The sequence below is a fragment of the Luteibacter sp. UNCMF331Sha3.1 genome (assembly GCF_900109915.1).
GTDB lineage: Bacteria > Pseudomonadota > Gammaproteobacteria > Xanthomonadales > Rhodanobacteraceae > Luteibacter.
In genome coordinates, this window is sequence record NZ_FOBU01000002.1 from 20556 (window position 1) to 36968 (window position 16413).

The following is a 16413-nucleotide window of genomic DNA, read 5'->3' on the forward strand; positions in this document are numbered from 1 at the left end:
ACATCGAACTGCATGTTCACTTCCACCCTGCTAGCCTCGATGCGCTTTTCCCAACGCACAAAGGCAGGGCAATGACCGACTTCCTCGATCGCCTCGGCATCGATCATGCGATGCGCGTCCTGATCATCACCTACTCGATCCGCATCGGCCTCGCGCTGCTGCTGCTCCTCGTGGGCTTCTGGATCGCCGCGCGCCTCGCCAACTTCGGCCGCCGCGCCCTCGAACGCGCCCGCGTCGACGTCACGCTCGCCGGGTTCCTGCGCAACATCATCTACGGCATCCTCATCGCGCTGCTGATGATCCAGGTGCTCGGCATGGCCGGCGTGCCCACGGCATCGTTCATCGCCGCCATCGGTGCCGCCGGCCTCGCCATCGGCCTCGCGCTCAACAGCTCGCTGTCCAACCTCGCATGGGGCGTGCTGCTGATCCTCTTCCGTCCGTTCCGCGTGGGCGACTTCGTCACCGTCGGCGGGGTCGACGGCACGGTGGAAAGCGTCAACCTGATGCACACCTACCTGATCACGCCCGACAACCGCCAGGCCGTGGTGCCGAACGCGAAGGTGGGCGGCGACGCGATCATCAACTACAACGTCCGCGGCACGCGCCGGTTCGAACTGAAGGTCGGCATCGGCTACGGCGACGACATCGGCAAGGCGATGCAGGTGGTACGCGATCTGTTCGCCGCCGACCCGCGCATCCTGAAAGACCCCGCGCCGGGCGTCTGGACCGAGGCGCTGGGCGACTCCAGCGTCAACCTGGTCATCCGCGGCTGGACCGCCACCGGCGACATGTGGGAAACGCAGACCTCGTTGCTGCGCGGCATCAAGGAGCGCTTCGACGAAAACGGCATCACCATCCCGTACCCGCAGAGCGAAATCCGCGTGGTAGGCCCCACGGCGGAAGCGCAGCCAAACCCCCTCCAGCCCCGGGCATGAGCTCTGGTGGGAGCCAGCCTGCTGGCGAAGGGTTCTCGCCGCAGGCTCTCTTCGCCAGCAGTCCGGCTCCCACCATCCGCAGCTTGCCGCCGACGACCGACCCGAACGCCCGTTTGAATCGAGGCAAAACGGGACCCACTTGCCCCCAGTGGCATTACAATCGACCGGTTGCGCCGCAGCATGGCGCTCGTCCTTCCCCCGCCAGCGGGTTCGTCCGCCCGCAAGCGCCTGTTTTTCTGGAGGTTCCATGGCCGACGTCAAAGAAGCCCGCGTCCCCGATATCGGTGGAAAGCCGGTCCCCGTCATTGAAATCATGGTCAAGGTCGGCGATCGCGTCGAAAAGGACCAGAGCCTCATCACGCTCGAATCCGACAAGGCCACCATGGAAGTCCCCGCGCCGTTCGCCGGCGTGGTCAAGGAAGTGAAGGTCAAGGTCGGCGACGAAGTCGACGAAGGCGCGGTCATCGCGCTCGTCGAGGCCGAGGGCGATGCCCCGGCCGCCGCCGCGCCGCAGGCCGAGGCCCCGAAGACCGAAGCGCCCAAGGCCGCCGCGCCGGCACCGGCACCTGCGCCGGCCGCCGCGAAGGCGCCGTCCGCCTCGAAGGCCTCCGGCCCGGTCGACGTCAGGGTGCCCGACATCGGCGGCAAGCCGGTGCCCATCATCGAGATCATGGTCAAGGCCGGCGATCGCGTCGAGAAAGACCAGAGCCTCATGACGCTCGAGTCCGACAAGGCCACGATGGACATCCCGGCGCCCGCCGCCGGTGTCATCAAGGAACTGAAGGTCAAGGTCGGCGACGAGGTCAACGACAACGACGTCATCGCCATCCTCGAAGGCGAGGGCGGTAGCGAGGCACCGGCCGCCGCGCCGGCCCCGGCAGCGGAAGCACCGGCCGACGCGCCGAAGCCCGTCGCCGCCGCCGCGCCCGCGCCGGCGAAATCCGAGGCACCCGCAGGCGGCGCACCGCGCACGCCGCCGGTCGCGTTCGACGCAAGCGTCATCATGCCGGACAACGCGCCGTACGCCAGCCCGGCCGTGCGCGCCTTCGCGCGCGAGCTCGGCGTCGACGTGGCCCAGGTCAAGGGTTCGGGTCGCGGCGGTCGCATCCAGCGCGAAGACATCGCCGGCTACGTGAAGCAGGTGATGACCGCCGGCGCGTCGCCGTCGAAGGGCGGTGCCGTCGCCGGTGGCAACGGCCTCACGCTGCTGCCGTGGCCGAAGGTCGACTTCTCGAAATTCGGCGAGATCGAAGAAAAGCCGCTCGGCCGCATTCCGAAGATCTCGGCCGCGAACCTCGCCCGCAACTGGGCGATGATCCCGCACGTCACGCAGTTCGAAGACGCCGACATCACCGAGCTCGAAGCCTTCCGCAAGAAGCTCGGCGAAGAGAACAAGGATCTCAAGATCACCCCGCTGGTGTTCCAGATCAAGGCGGTGGTCGCGGCGCTGAAGAAGTTCCCGACGTTCAACGCGTCGATCGACGCCGCCGGCGAAACGATCACGCTGAAGAAGTACTTCCACATCGGCATCGCCGTCGACACGCCGGACGGCCTCGTCGTCCCGGTGATCCGCGACGCCGACAAGAAGGGCCTGCTCGAACTCGCCGCCGAACTCGGCGAGATCTCGAAGAAAGCGCGCGACAAGAAGCTCACCGCCGCCGACATGTCGGGTGGCTGCTTCTCGATCTCCTCGCTCGGCGGCATCGGTGGCACGGCGTTCACGCCGATCATCAACGCGCCGGAAGTCGCGATCCTCGGCGTGTCCAAGGCCGCGATGAAGCCGGTGTGGAACGGCAAGGAATTCGCGCCGCGCCTGATGCTGCCGCTGTCGCTGTCGTATGACCACCGCGTCATCGACGGCGCGCTCGCCGCGCGCTTCGCCGTGTACCTGGCCCAGCAGCTCGGCGACATCCGTCGCCTGTTGCTCTGACGGGAGGACCGCACGCATGGCTAACACGATCGAACTGAAGGTCCCCGATCTCGGCGGCTCGCACGACGTTCCCGTCATCGAGATCCTGGTGAAGGTCGGCGACACCGTCGCCAAGGACCAGAGCCTCATCACGCTGGAATCCGACAAGGCCACGATGGACGTCCCCGCCTCGCAGGGCGGCGTCATCAAGGAGCTGAAGGTCAAGGTCGGCGACGAACTCAACGACGGCAGCGTCATCGCCATCATCGAAACCGAAGGCGCCGCCGCACCGGCGAAGGCGGTCGGGCAGTCGACGACGAAGGAAGCCCCGGCTCCCGCCACGCCGTCGCCCGCGCCGGCACCGCCGAAGCCCGCCACGCCTGTCGCGGCGCCGCAGGCCGCAGGCGACAGCGGCCGCAAGGCCGACATCGAGTGCGAACTCGTCGTGCTGGGCTCCGGTCCGGGCGGCTACACCGCGGCGTTCCGCGGGGCGGACATCGGCCTGGACACCGTGCTGGTCGAACGCTACGCGTCGCTCGGCGGCGTGTGCCTCAACGTCGGCTGCATCCCATCGAAGGCCCTGCTGCACGCGGCCGCCGTCATCGACGAAGCCGCGCACATGGACCAGCACGGCATCACCTTCGGCAAGCCGACCATCGACCTCGACAAGCTGCGCTCGTTCAAGGACAAGGTCGTCGGCAAGCTCACCGGCGGTCTCGCGCAGATGGCGAAGGCCCGCAAAGTCCGCACCGTCACCGGCGTGGGCAGTTTCGTGTCGCCGAACGAGCTCGAAGTGCAGACGGCCGACGGCCCGAAGCTCATCCGTTTCCGTAATGCGGTGATCGCCGCCGGTTCGCAGTCGGTCAAGCTGCCGTCGTTCCCGTGGGACGACGAGCGCATCATCGACTCCACCGGTGCGCTCGAACTGCGCGACGTGCCGAAGACGCTGCTCGTCGTCGGCGGCGGCATCATCGGCCTGGAAATGGCCACGGTGTACGCCGGTCTCGGCTCGGAAGTCACGGTCGTCGAACTCGCCGACCAGCTGATCCCGGGCGCCGATGCCGACCTGATCAAGCCGCTGCAGCAGCGCATCGCCAAGCGTTACAAGGGCATCCACCTCAAGACGAAGGTCGTCGAGGCGAAGGCCACCAAGAAGGGCATCGAAGTCACCTTCGACGGCGAGAGCATTCCCGAGACCAAGCTCTACGATCGCGTGCTCGTCTCCGTCGGCCGCTCGCCGAACGGCGGCAAGGTCGGCGCGGAGAAGGCCGGCGTGGAAGTCACCGATCGCGGCTTCATTCCCGTCGATCGCCAGATGCGCACCAACGTGAAGCACATCTTCGCCATCGGCGACCTCGTGGGCCAGCCGATGCTGGCGCACAAGGCCACGCACGAAGCCAAGGTCGCGGCGGAAGCCGCGGCGGGTCAGAAGAGCTTCTTCGATGCGCGCGTGATCCCGTCGGTGGCGTACACCGATCCGGAAATCGCCTGGGTCGGCGTCACCGAGCGCGAAGCGAAAGAGAAGGGTCTGAAGGTCGGCGTCGGCAAGTTCCCGTGGGCCGCCTCCGGTCGCGCCATCGGTATCGATCGCACCGAAGGCTTCACCAAGCTCATCTTCGACGAAGAAACCCACCGCATCGTCGGCGCCGGCATCGTCGGCCCGCACGCGGGCGACCTCATCTCCGAACTGGCCCTCGCCATCGAGATGGGCGCGGAAGCCGGCGACATCGGCCGCACCGTGCACCCCCACCCCACGCTCGGCGAATCCGTCGGCATGGCGGCAGAGGTCTACGAAGGCACGATCACCGACCTGTACATTCCGAAGAAGAAGTAGCCCTACGTGCGCGCTGCTGGTTGCCCGGCAGCGCGCATCGTGCATGCGCGCCATGCTCCGTGCATGTTGTCTGCTTCGAACGTTCTGCGTCGCGGGCGGGTCTCGGAGACCGGTCGCGTATACCTGATCACGGCTGTCACGTGGAACAGGTCGCCTCTGTTTCGCGATCATCGGTGTGCACGCGCCGTCGCGCGAATCGCCCACGATCCGCGAACCTGGCGTGACTCCCGGTGTCTCGCATGGGTCGTCATGCCCGACCATTGGCATGGTCTCGTCGAACTCGGGGACGAGTCGCTCGATCGTGTCGTAGGTCGATTCAAGGCGGCGGTCACTCGCGCCATGAACCGTACGTCGTCCCGTTCGTACCCGGTGTGGCAGCGTACCTTTCACGATCGCGCCCTGCGCAGGGAAGACGACCTCAAGGCTGCCGCCCGGTACCTCGTGGCAAACCCCCTCCGGGCCGGCCTGGCGACCTCGGTCGGCGATTACCCCTACTGGAACGCCGTGTGGCTCTGACCGAACCGCCCGCCCCCCGTAGTAGCCGCTACAGCGGCGAGCTCTCCCGGCTACGAAGCGAAAAGCTCGCCGCTATAGCGGCTCCTACAACGCCCGCCCCCTGTAGGAGCCGCTACAGCGGCGAGCTCTTCCCGCTACGAAGCGAAAAGCTCGCCGCTATAGCGGCTCCTACAACGCCCGCCCCTGTAGGAGCCGCTACAGCGGCGAGCTCTCCCGGCTACGAAGCGAAAAGCTCGCCGCTATAGCGGCTCCTGCACTGCGGCGGCGCGGGAACCCCACCTCGCACCTTCGCCGCGCTTATGGCATCGTCCCCCGATGTCAGCACCTCAGCCAGCCCACTACCTCCGTCGCCTCGGCATCTGGGATGCCGCGATGATCGTCATCGGCGGTGTCATCGGTGCGGGTATCTTCCGTACACCGTCCACCGTCGCGCAGCTCACCAGTTCCGGCACGGAAGTGATCGTGCTCTGGACCCTCGGCGGTCTGCTCACACTCGCCGGCGTGCTCTGTTACGCCGAACTCGGTGCGCGACGCCCGCAGGCAGGCGGCACCTACGTCTACCTGCGCGAGGCCTTCGGCCAGTTGCCGGCGTTTCTGTTCGGCTGGACCATGGCGCTGATCAACTACCCGGGTAGCGTCGCCGCGGTCGCCACGACCTTCGCGGACTACGCCTGCCGCGCCATCGGTCTGCCGCATGAATGGGTGAAGCCGCTCGCGGTCGGGGCCATCGCCTTCATCGTCGCCGTGAACTTCTTCGGCATCCGCGCCGGCGCGTGGGTGCAGAACATCTTCACCGTGCTGAAACTCGGCGCCGTCGCGCTGCTGATCATCGTCGGCCTGTACCTCGCGCGCGGCCACCTCGGCGCGGCCTTCGTCGCGGATCCCACGCACGACGTGCCCGCCAGCACCGTCATCGGCGCGTTGCTGCCGGCGCTCTTCGCGTACGGCGGGTTCCACTACCTCAACGACCTCGCGGGCGAGGTCCGCGACCCGCAACGCACGCTGCCGCGCGCGCTCGGTCTCGGCATGGCCAGCGTCGTCGTCTGCTACGTGCTCGTGAACATCGCCTACATGGCCGGCCTCGGCCACGCAGGACTTGCGGCCAGCACCGCCCCCGCCGCCGATCTCATGCGCCGCGTGTTCGGCGAATCCGGCGCTACCATCATCGCCGTGGGCATCGCCTGTTCCACGTTCGGTTACTGCAGCATCGCCATCGCGGGCGGCGCTCGCGTGCTTCAGGTGATGAGCGCGGACGGCATGTTCTTCCGCCCGATCGCACGCATCGACGCACGCACGGGTGCGCCTCAGTTCGCACTGGCGGCACTGGGCGGATGGGCGATCGTGCTGATCCTCTCCGGCAGCTTCAACGCGTTGCTGAACTACACGACGGTCGGCGAATGGTTGTCGCACGCGTTCGGCATCGCGACGATCTTCTGGTATCGCAGGAAACTGACATCGGAGCCGTCGCCGTACCTCGTGCCGGGGTATCCGTGGCTGCCGATGATCTTCACCACCACGGTGCTCTGCGTCATCGCCGCCACGGCAATCGCGGCGCCGGCCGACGCCGGCATGAGCCTCGTCATCATCGCGATCGGCGTACCGGTGTACTACCTGTGGCGCCGCCGGTCGGCAGCATAGGTTTACGGAACCGGGAAAAAGGAACCTGATCCGGTGGGAGCCAGCCTGCTGGCGAAGGGTGCTCGCGGCAAGCACCCTTCGCCAGCAGGCTGGCTCCCACCAGAAGAAGCCGCTTGTGGCAAAGTGCCTCGCATGCGTGCCTACCTCGTCACCTGTCTAGTGTTGACGTCCGCAGCCTCCCAGGCCGCGACGCTCGATATATCGGTCGCCCCTTCTGGCCTCACGACACGCACCACCAACGCCACTCTCGACCCCACCATTCGCAAGACCGCCACCGGCGAACCGCTCGTCGCCGTCACGTTCGCGCCAGCCCCGAAGCCCTCGCTGGTCCTCGCCCCGGCCCAAGGCACATGGCACTGGCCGACCAACGGCACGATGCGCCTGCGCGTCCAGAACGGCATGCCCTGGCCCGTGACGCTCATCGTCGACGTCGCATCCAACGACAAGCACCTCACGACCACGGTGGGCGTTCCGCCGGGTCCACCGCAGACGCTTTCCGTGCCGCTGCAGGCGACATCCCCGCGCGCGTTCGGCATGCACGTCGCGCCACCGATGCCGTTCGACGATGGCACGACGAAACGTCTCGTCGCCACGCAGGTCGACGGTGCGATCGACGCGCAGGCGGTCACGTCCGTCACGCTGTCGATGCCGCAACCCGGCGCGGCGCAAACGCTGCTCTTCGGCACGCTCGACGACGTGACCCGATCCGACGATCTGCGTCATGCCTACACCGCCATCGTCGACCGCTATGGTCAGTACACCCGCGCCACGTGGCCCGAGAAGATCGCCGACGATGCCGCGCTCGAGGCGAAAGCGAACGCCGCGCCGTCCGTGCCGAAGGCGACGAACCTCGACCGTTACGGCGGACGCACCGATCTGCCTGCGCTGAAGGCCACGGGCTGGTTCCACACGCAGAAGCAGGGCGACCGCTGGTGGCTGGTGACGCCGGAAGGCCACGCCTTCTTCTCGCTGGGCGTCAACGCGGTGAACCTCACCGATGGCCGAACGTACGTGCAGGGTCGCGAGTTCATGTTCACGAATCCGCCCGCGGCCGGCGCGCCCTACACCGGCATCGCCGACAGCCGCAGCGATCAGGGCTCGCAACGCGACAACGGCATGAATCACGGACGCTGGTGGGATATCTACGCCAACAACGTCGCACGCACCCTGGGCGACAAGCCCGAAACCGCGTGGCGCCAGCGCACCGTCGATCGCCTCAAGCGCTGGCGCTTCAACACGCTCGGCAACTGGAGCGATCCGGCCTTCGCCGGCGACCACCGCATTGCCTACACGGTGCCCATCCTCATCACCGGTCGCTACAACACGGTGGGCACCGGCTTCGACTACTGGGGCCGCATGCCCGATCCGTTCGATCCGACGTTCACCGCAGCGACGGACGCCGCGGTGGCGAAGGCGACGAAGGGCGTGCGCGACGATCCGTGGTTGCTCGGCTACTTCGCGGACAACGAACTCGCGTGGGCGGGGCAGGGGCCACAAGGGCGCTGGGCGCTCGCCACCGGCAGCTTGGCGCAGGGGCCCGACAGCCCGGCGAAACAGGCCTTCCTCGCGTATCTGAAGAAAACGCACGGCGATGTCGCGACGTTCGCGAAGGCATGGGGCGTCACGGCCGCGACGTGGGACGACGTCGCGAGGCAAGGCTTCATGGCGCCTGACCCGAACGAAGCGCACCCGGCCATCGCCACCGACTACATCGCGTTCCTGACGCTTTACGCCAGCCGGTACTTCGAGACGGTCGCCACGGCGCTGAAGAAGGCGGACCCGCACCACCTGTTCCTCGGGGGGCGACTCGCCGTGCGCACGCCGGAAGTGGAAGCCGCGAGCGCGCGCTACGCCGACGTGACCAGCATCAACACCTATACCGACCTGCCCGAGCACGGCTTCGACGTCGCGGCGTTCCGCCAGCACGACACGCCCGTGATGATCACGGAGTTCCACTTCGGATCGGCGGATCGCGGCCCGTTCGGCAACGGTGTCGCCGCGGTGGCGAACGAAGACGAGCGCGGCAAGGCCTACGCGCGCTTCGTCGACGCGGCGGCATCATCGGGCGTCGTCGTGGGCACGCACTGGTTCCAGTATGTCGATCAGCCGGTGACGGGACGCGTGCTCGACGGCGAGAACGCCCACATCGGTCTCGTCGGCATCACCGACATCCCGTTCGACGGTTTCACGCGCGCCGTGACCGACACCAACGCCCGCACAGGCGGCGGGCAAGCCGCGTCAGGCGGCGGTCGATAGGGGGAGGCCGCGGTGGTCTCCACGGGCCAGGTCACGGCCCAGCGCGAACGCGATCGGTTCCGCGATGCCGACGATCGTGCTGATCGCGACATTCTGGTTCACGGCGTAACTCATCGAAAACGCGATGCTGAAGTGCGTCGCGGCATATTTGATCTTGCGGGCCATAGCGAGCCACTCCAATGGGAATGAATCTCATTATGGGGACGCCGGGCCGCAAGTCCAACGGATGCTCTCAATCGCGACGATAGGGACACACTATCCCGGAAGAAGCCAGCGCTTCATGGGGTCACTGGTGGGAGCCAGCCTGCTGGCGAAGGGTGCTCGCGCCAAGCCCCCATCGCAGCAGCCTGGCTCCCACCCATCAACGATGAATGGCCGTCCCCGTCACCATCGCCACCACCATCACCAGCGCCACGACCATGCAGGCGCTGGTCGGCTTCACCCGTCGGGCATCGATGCGCGGCACCAGGCGCCAGATCAGCCACACGCCCACCACCATGTCGAGGATGAGCGCGGCACGCATCCAGGGCAGGGCGAACAGCGACTGCCCCGCCGCCTGCCCATGCTGCGAGGCGATCACCAGCCCGCCGGTGAGCACCGCCACCAGCATCCACAGCAGGCTGGCGAGGTAGGCGCGGTTGAACACCACCGCCGTCTTCTCGAGCCAGCGCAGCGTGAGCCACGTGATGAGCGCCGGCACGACCGCCGCGGCGCTGGAATAGATCACCCACCAGATGGCGGCGGAGAGCAGGGTCAGGATCGATTGGGTCACGACAGGTCCGTCAGTACGGCACGCCGAAGCGCGCGAGCGCCTTGCTCATCAGCCACGCGGGGCCGATCAGCAGGTACTGGAGATCGGTGAGGAACGACGGGCGCCGGCCTTCGATCCGGTGGCCGATGAACTGGCCGATCCACGCCACCACGAACACGCCGACGGCGAGCCACAGAAGGCCCGTGCTGCCGATGGCGCGGTAGAGCATGTCGGTCAACAGCGCCAGCACGACGAACGCGCCGGCCATGGCGAAGCCGATCCGGCGCGACAGCCGGTAGTAGTAGAAGCAGAACGCCAGGAACATCGCCAGCACCGCCCAGAAGCCCGGCCGGCCGAGCCAGCCAGGGACGGGGATCAGCCAGACGAAGGCGACCACCGTCCAGGTGATCGCCGGCACGCAGATCCAGTGGATCAGGCGGTTGGTCGCGTTCTGATGGTCGTGGCTATAGTTGCCGAACCAGGTGGCTGCGTCGCGCATGGCTTCCCCTCCGTCGCTGGCGTGGCCGTCAGCTTAATCCAGGCGGATGCCGGCCAGCTTGTCGAGCGCCTCGGCGTACTTCGCCGCCGTGCCCGCGATGACGTCCGCCGGCACCTTCGGCGCGGGCGGCTGCTTGTTCCAGCCCACCTGCTCCAGGTAATCGCGCACGAACTGCTTGTCGTAACTGGGCGGGCTGATGCCCACCTGATATTTGTCGGCGGGCCAGAAGCGCGAGGAATCCGGGGTGAGCATCTCGTCCATGATGTGCAGCACGCCGTTCTCGTCGGTGCCGAATTCGAACTTGGTATCCGCCACGATGATGCCGCGCTCGGCGGCATGGGCGGCCGCGAACGCGTAGATCTTCAGCGTCGCGTCGCGCACGGCGTTGGCGAGCTCCTCGCCCACCTGCGACACGACGCTGTCGAAGCTGACGTTCTCGTCGTGGTCGCCCACGGCGGCCTTCGTCGACGGCGTGAAGATCGGCGCCGGCAGCTTCTGCGCCTGCTGCAGGCCGGCGGGCAGCGCGATGCCGCAGAGCGCGCCCGTGGCCTGGTAATCCTTCCAGCCCGAGCCAATGAGGTAACCGCGCGCGATCGCCTCGACCGGCACCGGCTTCAGGCGCTTGGTGATCACCGCGCGCTTGGCGTAGAGCGCCGGGTCGACGCCGGCCGGCAGCACGGAGCGCACGTCTTCGCCCGTGAGGTGGTTCGGCATCAGGTGCGCGGTCTTTTCGAACCAGAAATTCGAGATCTGGGTGAGCATCTCGCCCTTGCCGGGGATCGGATCGGGCAGCACCACGTCGAACGCCGACAGCCGGTCCGTCGCCACCATCAGCAGGCGATTGCCGGGCAGTGCGTAGACGTCGCGCACCTTGCCGCGATGGATGAGCTCCAGGCCCGGCAGGTCGGATTGCGAAAGGGTGGTGGGCACGGCAAGGCTCCGGTGAGGCGGGAATCCGCCCATTGTAGCGATGTCGCCGGAAAGCATAGCCAGCAGACTGGCTCCCACCACGTGTCGACAGCCCCGGTGGGGCCCAGCCTGCTGGCGATGGCTGCTTGCCGCACCCTGCTAGAATTCCCGGCCATCGCCCCCATAGCCTCGCCATGCGCATCCTCACGACCGCGGCAATCGCCCTGGCCCTGTCCGCCCCTGTCCTCGCCGCCCCGCCTGCGAAGCCGGCGCGCCTCGGGCTGTGCGCGGCGTGCCACGGCGAAGACGGCATGGCGAAAATCCCCGGCGCACCGAATCTCGCAGGCCAGAAACTCGATTACCTGCGCGAGGCCCTCCGCCAGTATCGCGACGGCCGCCGCGACATCCCCGTGATGCGCGCGGCGACCGGTCCCCTCACCGACGCGGAGCTCGACCAGCTCGCCCAGTGGTACTCCGCGCTGACGCCCAGAGCTCCTCAATGAATTTCACCGCGACCCTCATCGGCGCCGTCATCGGGATGTACTTCACGCACAACCTGATCGGCGCCCTCGTCGGCGGTGCGCTCGGCTTCATGTTCGACGCCAGCCGCCAGCAGCAGCGCCGCCGTACGCCGACGCAGGGCGGCTACGTCGCGCCGCTGTTCGCGCTGATCGGCGCGGTCGCCAAGGCCGACGGCCGGGTGTCCGAAGCCGAGATCGCCATCGCCGAGCGCCTGATGGCCCGCATGGGTCTCGACCAGGACGCACGCCGCGTCGCCATCGAAGCCTTCAACGAAGGCAAGCAGCCGGAATTCGATGCCACGGCCGTGATCGACGAGCTGCGCCAGTGGGTCGGCCATCGCCGCGACCACGCGTTCCCCGTCATCGACGTGGTGATCGAGACCGTGCTCGCCGAAGGCCAGCCGTCGCCCGAGAAAATGGCCATCCTGCGTCAGCTCGCCTTCGCGCTGCGCGTCAGCGACATGGAGCTCATGGCGCTGATGGCCATGAAGGGCTACGCCTGGAACGCCGGGCAGGGCGGTCGCTCCTACGGCGGCGGCCGCGCGAACGGCGGTGGTGGCTACGTGCCGCCGCAGCGGAACCCGCAGGGCCCCGACCCCTACGCGATCCTCGGCATCCAGCGCGACGCCGACGACCGCGCGATCAAGCGCGCGTACCGCAAGCTGATCTCCGAACACCATCCCGACCGCCTCGGCGACCTCCCCGAAGACATGCGCCGCCGCGCGGAATCGCGCGCCAGCGAAATCAACGCGGCCTACGAGCGCATCAAGGCGGAGCGAGGCTTCAAGTAACGAACGCCGCCTGGGTGGGAGCCAGCCTGCTGGCGAAGGGTGCTCGCGGCAAGCACCCTTCGCCAGCAGGCTGGCTCCCACCGATAACGGCACCAAGCCCGTCCGCGCGCTAACGGTTTACCCTTAAGCATCCCGCCGCCCGAACACGGTACCCCTCATGGCCAAGCAGTCCCCCGTCATCGCCCCGTCCATCCTCTCGGCCGACTTCGCCCGTCTGGGCGAGTCCACGCGCAAGGTGCTCGACGCCGGCGCGCAATGGGTGCACTTCGACGTGATGGACAACCATTACGTGCCGAATCTCACCATCGGCCCGATGGTGCTGAAGGCGTTGCGCGATTACGGCATCGTGGAGCACATCGACGTGCACCTGATGGTCAAGCCGGTGGATCGCATCGTGCCCGACTTCGCGAAGGCCGGTGCGCGCAGCATCAGCTTCCACCCGGAAGCCACCGAGCACGTGGACCGCACCATCCAGCTGATCAAGGACGAGGGCTGCGAGGCCGGGCTGGTCTTCAACCCCGCCACGCCGCTCTCGTGGCTGGACTACGTGATGGACAAGATCGACATGGTGCTGATCATGTCGGTGAACCCCGGCTTCGGCGGGCAGAAGTTCATCCCCACCGCCCTCGACAAGATCCGTCACGTGCGCGAGCGCATCGACGCCAGTGGCCGGGCCATCCGCCTGGAGGTGGACGGTGGCGTCAACGCCGACAACATCGGTCAGATCGCCGCCGCGGGCGCGGATACCTTTGTCGCCGGCTCGGCCATCTTCAATGCCCCGGATTACGCCGACGTCATCCGCCGCATGCACGCCGCGATCGAGAAGAACGCCTGAGGGGGCGGGAGCCAGCCTTCGGGCTCCCGGCCTAAAGAACATTTCACGACTCAAAAGCGAACTCTGTAGTACTGTAAATTGGCCCAGGGGGGCTGATGGAGGATGCGCTCATGAAGTCGTTATCCGTACTTGCCTTGACCCTCGCGATCGCCGCGCCGCTGGCCGCCCAGGCCGGCGAGCGACCGCAGCCGTTGCCCGACCAGAAAAGCGTCGTCGCCAGAACGTTGCAACCGTGTCCTGGCGGACTCGAACGCTTCCTCCCCGGCGACTACTACTTCTGCTCCGCTGCCCGTAACTACTGGAGCGGCAACGAAGGCCTGGCGCGCGAAGGCCTGAAGAACGCCGCCGCCTGGGCCAGCAAGCCCGCGCAGTACGCGCTGGGCGTCATGTACTTCAATGGCGACCACGCGCAGAAGAATCGCCCGCTGGGCCTGGCCTGGCTGGCGCTCGCGGCCGAACGCCACGACCCCGCGTACGAACCGACCTTCATCTCCGCCTACCAGCAGGTGACGCCGGAAGAGCGCGCGCAGGCCGACGCGTACTGGAAGGAGCTGAAAACGACGTATGCCGACGACATCGCCGCCCCCCGCGCGGAGCGTCGCTTCGATCGCGAATACCAGCAGATCGCCTGGGCCACCAACTTCGGCGGCAGCGTCTTCATCGACGGCGTGACCATCCCGTACGGTTTCGGCTTCCCGGACGACGGCCCGCTGCAGTCGGGTTTCTCGCTCGGACGCATCCTGCAGACGCAGAAGGCGATGTATTTCTACGGCTACAACAGCCACGTGTTCGTGGGCGAAGCGCAACTCGTGCCCATCGGCACCGTGGCGGCACGCACGACGCCGGCCGAGCAGAACTAAGCCAGGAACGGTGGGAGCCAGCCTGCTGGCGAAGAGTGCTCGCGACAAGCACCCTTCGCCAGCAGGCTGGCTCCCACCGGCCAGAACCGGAAAATCGCCTCCAAGGAGAAAGGCATGTCGGTGAAACGTATCGCGCTCTTCGTACTGTGCAGTGTCTTCGCCACCGGTGTGTTCGCCGGTGAAGCGCCACCCACCAACCCGAAGGACGTGATCCGCCAGACCGTGCGCTATTGCGCCACCGGTCTCGAGCGCCTCCTGCCGGGCGAATACTATTTCTGCGCGGCCATCCGCGATTTCGGCAAAGGGCACAACAACCTCGCCGCCGAGCGCCTGCGCGATGCCGCCTTCTGGGCCAGCAAGCCTGCGCAGTACGTGCTGGGCCTCATGTACTACAACGGCGACGAGGGCAGGGCGAATCGCCCGCTCGGCGTGGCGTGGCTCGCGATCGCCGCGGAGCGCCACGATCCGAAATACGAAGCGGCCTTCGCCCGCGCCTATCTCGAAAGCACGCCGGACGAACGCGCGCAGGCCAACGTCTACTGGCGCGACCTGCGCGGGGAGTTCGGCGATGCGACGGCCGGCCGTCGCGCGCATCGCCGCTACCTGTCCGAGATACGCATGATCGAAGCCGCGTCCTTCTTCGGCGGCTCGGTCTTCATCGCCGGTCTGACGCCGCCCAGCGGCGACGTGCCGGGCCAGTTCGGCGACGGCTCCGAGGCGTCGCGTGCCGGTGGCGTGTCGGGTTTCAGCGTGATGCGCGTCATCAAGAAGGACGCCGACGAATACTTCCGCGGCCTGAACGGCACGGTGACCGTCGGCGAGGTGCAGCCGACGAACCTCGTACCCATCGGTCAGGTCGCCACGCACGTCTCCGCGCCAGAGTAAGCGGACACGAAAAAGCTCCCCCAGCCAGGCGGCCGGGGGAGTGAAGGGAGGCTCCCGGGGAGGAGCGTCTCAGGGGAAAAGGGTCAGACCGGCTGCCAGTTGGGGTCGGGCTCCGCCGCCCCGGCGACCGGCACGCATCCGTGCGCACCGGCCGCGCCATGACCTTCCATGGCCGGTTCCACGAAGTCGTCGAAGAGATCCATGAGCGTGTCCTCTCGTCAGTGCATGCCGAACAGCAGACCCAGCGCCAGGGCGCCGAGCGCGAGTGCCACGCGCAGCGGCTCGAAGTCGCGGTCCAGTTCGGTGTTGTCGGCGTCGGGTTTGGTTTTCATGGGTTCTCCTCCGGCGCCGGATGGCTCGCCGTCGTGGACAGTTGAACGCCGCTGACGGCGGGCGGAGCGTCCTCGCTGGGGCAATCCGCAGATGGTTTATGGCAAAGCGCGGGCAAAGTTTTCGTGATGCGGCGGGCGCGGCCCCTTACCGGCGCGCCGGGAGGCGAAACGCGGGCAAAGCAGGCACGGCCCTTGCAGATGACGCGGCCACATAGCAACCTGCGCGCAGCCGATCCACTCACGGAATGCCCATGGCCCGCAGCATCGCCATCGTCGAAGACGAACCCCTGATCCGCGCGAACTACGTCGAGGCGCTCAATCGCTTCGGCTACGAGGCCCGCGGCTACGGATCGCGCGGGGAAGCGTCCACCGCGTTCGCCATGCGCCTGCCCGAACTCGTGATCATCGACATCGGTCTCGGCGACGAGCCCGAAGGCGGTTTCGATCTCTGCCGCGAACTGCGCGCGAAGTCCGCCACGTTGCCGATCATCTTCCTCACCGCGCGCGATTCCGATTTCGACGTGATCTCCGGCCTGCGCCTCGGTGCGGACGATTACCTGTCCAAGGACACCAGCCTGCATCAGCTCGCCGCGCGCATCGCGGCGCTGTTCCGCCGCATCGAGTCGCTGAAGACGCCGACGGCGAGCGAGACGGTGATCGAGCACGGCCCGCTGAAGCTGGAATCCGAGCGCATGCGCGTGCTGTGGAATGGCATCGAGATTCCGCTCACCGTCACCGAGTTCTGGATGGTGCACACGCTGGTGCGCTTCCCCGGCCACGTGAAGAACCGCGACCAGCTGATGCGCGAAGCGGAACTGGTGGTGGACGACGCCACCATCACCTCGCACATCAAGCGCATCCGCAAGAAGTTCGTCGCGCTGGCGCCGGACTTCGACGCGATCGAAACGGTGCACGGCGTCGGCTACCGCTGGACGCCGTGAT

At 67.5% G+C, this 16413-nt stretch carries 16 protein-coding genes; 12 read left to right on the plus strand and 4 right to left on the minus strand.

Annotated elements, in window-relative coordinates:
• Nucleotides 1–71: 71 nt before the first annotated feature.
• The 6 genes from BMX32_RS08415 (at nt 72) to BMX32_RS08440 (ending at nt 9088) form a co-directional block, all read left to right on the plus strand.
• A complete protein-coding gene (locus tag BMX32_RS08415) occupies nt 72–935 on the plus strand; it encodes a mechanosensitive ion channel family protein (protein ID WP_089977229.1) in 864 nt (287 codons plus the stop codon).
• Between the two features lie 247 nt (nt 936–1182).
• A complete protein-coding gene (gene aceF, locus BMX32_RS08420; protein WP_089977233.1) occupies nt 1183–2865 on the plus strand; it encodes a dihydrolipoyllysine-residue acetyltransferase in 1683 nt (560 codons plus the stop codon).
• 16 nt (nt 2866–2881) lie between these two features.
• The gene (gene lpdA, locus BMX32_RS08425; RefSeq protein WP_089977236.1) at nt 2882–4678 is read left to right on the plus strand and encodes a dihydrolipoyl dehydrogenase; all 1797 of its coding nucleotides are present in this window, start codon (nt 2882–2884) and stop codon (nt 4676–4678) included.
• A gap of 63 nt (nt 4679–4741) precedes the next feature.
• Nucleotides 4742–5194 (plus strand): REP-associated tyrosine transposase, encoded by a 453-nt coding sequence (locus BMX32_RS08430; RefSeq protein WP_089977238.1) that lies wholly within the window; start codon nt 4742–4744, stop codon nt 5192–5194.
• Nucleotides 5195–5509: 315 nt separating this feature from the next.
• Nucleotides 5510–6832 (plus strand): APC family permease, encoded by a 1323-nt coding sequence (locus BMX32_RS08435; RefSeq protein WP_089977240.1) that lies wholly within the window; start codon nt 5510–5512, stop codon nt 6830–6832.
• Nucleotides 6833–6964: 132 nt separating this feature from the next.
• Entirely contained in the window at nt 6965–9088 is a 2124-nt protein-coding gene (locus BMX32_RS08440; protein WP_089977243.1) for a beta-agarase, read from the plus strand.
• Here the strand turns inward: BMX32_RS08440 and BMX32_RS08445 are convergent.
• The 4 genes from BMX32_RS08445 to BMX32_RS08460 form a co-directional block, all read right to left on the minus strand.
• On the minus strand, nt 9071–9253 hold the full coding sequence (locus tag BMX32_RS08445) for a DUF2061 domain-containing protein (RefSeq protein ID WP_089977246.1): 183 nt from the start codon (nt 9251–9253) through the stop codon (nt 9071–9073). The genes BMX32_RS08440 and BMX32_RS08445 overlap by 18 nt on opposite strands.
• A 196-nt stretch (nt 9254–9449) precedes the next feature.
• Nucleotides 9450–9860: a hypothetical protein gene (locus BMX32_RS08450; protein WP_089977249.1), complete on the minus strand. Its 411-nt coding sequence runs from the start codon at nt 9858–9860 to the stop codon at nt 9450–9452.
• A gap of 10 nt (nt 9861–9870) precedes the next feature.
• Entirely contained in the window at nt 9871–10338 is a 468-nt protein-coding gene (locus BMX32_RS08455) for an Mpo1 family 2-hydroxy fatty acid dioxygenase (RefSeq protein ID WP_089977252.1), read from the minus strand.
• 33 nt (nt 10339–10371) lie between these two features.
• A complete protein-coding gene (locus tag BMX32_RS08460; RefSeq protein WP_089977255.1) occupies nt 10372–11268 on the minus strand; it encodes a phosphoribosylaminoimidazolesuccinocarboxamide synthase in 897 nt (298 codons plus the stop codon).
• Nucleotides 11269–11441: 173 nt separating this feature from the next.
• Between BMX32_RS08460 and BMX32_RS08465 the strand changes: the two genes are divergently transcribed.
• From BMX32_RS08465 to pdsR, 6 genes are all read left to right on the plus strand, one after another.
• Nucleotides 11442–11750 carry a c-type cytochrome gene (locus tag BMX32_RS08465; RefSeq protein WP_089977258.1) on the plus strand — a complete coding sequence of 103 codons (309 nt, stop codon included), beginning with the start codon at nt 11442–11444 and terminating at the stop codon, nt 11748–11750.
• Entirely contained in the window at nt 11747–12559 is an 813-nt protein-coding gene (gene djlA / locus BMX32_RS08470) for a co-chaperone DjlA (protein ID WP_089977265.1), read from the plus strand. Before BMX32_RS08465 ends, djlA begins: the two co-directional genes overlap by 4 nt.
• 157 nt (nt 12560–12716) lie before the next feature.
• Nucleotides 12717–13394 (plus strand): ribulose-phosphate 3-epimerase, encoded by a 678-nt coding sequence (gene rpe / locus BMX32_RS08475; RefSeq protein ID WP_089977270.1) that lies wholly within the window; start codon nt 12717–12719, stop codon nt 13392–13394.
• A 110-nt stretch (nt 13395–13504) separates the two neighbouring features.
• Nucleotides 13505–14254: a hypothetical protein gene (locus BMX32_RS08480; RefSeq protein ID WP_139206697.1), complete on the plus strand. Its 750-nt coding sequence runs from the start codon at nt 13505–13507 to the stop codon at nt 14252–14254.
• A 114-nt stretch (nt 14255–14368) separates the two neighbouring features.
• Nucleotides 14369–15139 (plus strand): SEL1-like repeat protein, encoded by a 771-nt coding sequence (locus tag BMX32_RS08485; RefSeq protein WP_089977276.1) that lies wholly within the window; start codon nt 14369–14371, stop codon nt 15137–15139.
• Nucleotides 15140–15722: 583 nt separating this feature from the next.
• Complete coding sequence (pdsR, locus tag BMX32_RS08490; RefSeq protein ID WP_089977278.1) at nt 15723–16412, plus strand: proteobacterial dedicated sortase system response regulator; 690 nt, start codon at nt 15723–15725, stop codon at nt 16410–16412.
• Nucleotide 16413 lies beyond the last annotated feature (1 nt).

Bases quoted from the DNA above. Each gene is read 5' to 3' on its own strand.
- BMX32_RS08415 (WP_089977229.1), top strand. From the start codon at position 72: ATGACCGACTTCCTCGATCGCCTCGGCATCGATCATGCGATGCGCGTC.
- aceF (WP_089977233.1), top strand. From the start codon at position 1,183: ATGGCCGACGTCAAAGAAGCCCGCGTCCCCGATATCGGTGGAAAGCCG.
- lpdA (WP_089977236.1), top strand. From the start codon at position 2,882: ATGGCTAACACGATCGAACTGAAGGTCCCCGATCTCGGCGGCTCGCAC.
- BMX32_RS08430 (WP_089977238.1), top strand. From the start codon at position 4,742: ATGTTGTCTGCTTCGAACGTTCTGCGTCGCGGGCGGGTCTCGGAGACC.
- BMX32_RS08435 (WP_089977240.1), top strand. From the start codon at position 5,510: ATGTCAGCACCTCAGCCAGCCCACTACCTCCGTCGCCTCGGCATCTGG.
- BMX32_RS08440 (WP_089977243.1), top strand. From the start codon at position 6,965: ATGCGTGCCTACCTCGTCACCTGTCTAGTGTTGACGTCCGCAGCCTCC.
- BMX32_RS08445 (WP_089977246.1), bottom strand. From the start codon at position 9,253: ATGGCCCGCAAGATCAAATATGCCGCGACGCACTTCAGCATCGCGTTT.
- BMX32_RS08455 (WP_089977252.1), bottom strand. From the start codon at position 10,338: ATGCGCGACGCAGCCACCTGGTTCGGCAACTATAGCCACGACCATCAG.
- BMX32_RS08465 (WP_089977258.1), top strand. From the start codon at position 11,442: ATGCGCATCCTCACGACCGCGGCAATCGCCCTGGCCCTGTCCGCCCCT.
- djlA (WP_089977265.1), top strand. From the start codon at position 11,747: ATGAATTTCACCGCGACCCTCATCGGCGCCGTCATCGGGATGTACTTC.
- rpe (WP_089977270.1), top strand. From the start codon at position 12,717: ATGGCCAAGCAGTCCCCCGTCATCGCCCCGTCCATCCTCTCGGCCGAC.
- BMX32_RS08480 (WP_139206697.1), top strand. From the start codon at position 13,505: ATGAAGTCGTTATCCGTACTTGCCTTGACCCTCGCGATCGCCGCGCCG.
- BMX32_RS08485 (WP_089977276.1), top strand. From the start codon at position 14,369: ATGTCGGTGAAACGTATCGCGCTCTTCGTACTGTGCAGTGTCTTCGCC.
- pdsR (WP_089977278.1), top strand. From the start codon at position 15,723: ATGGCCCGCAGCATCGCCATCGTCGAAGACGAACCCCTGATCCGCGCG.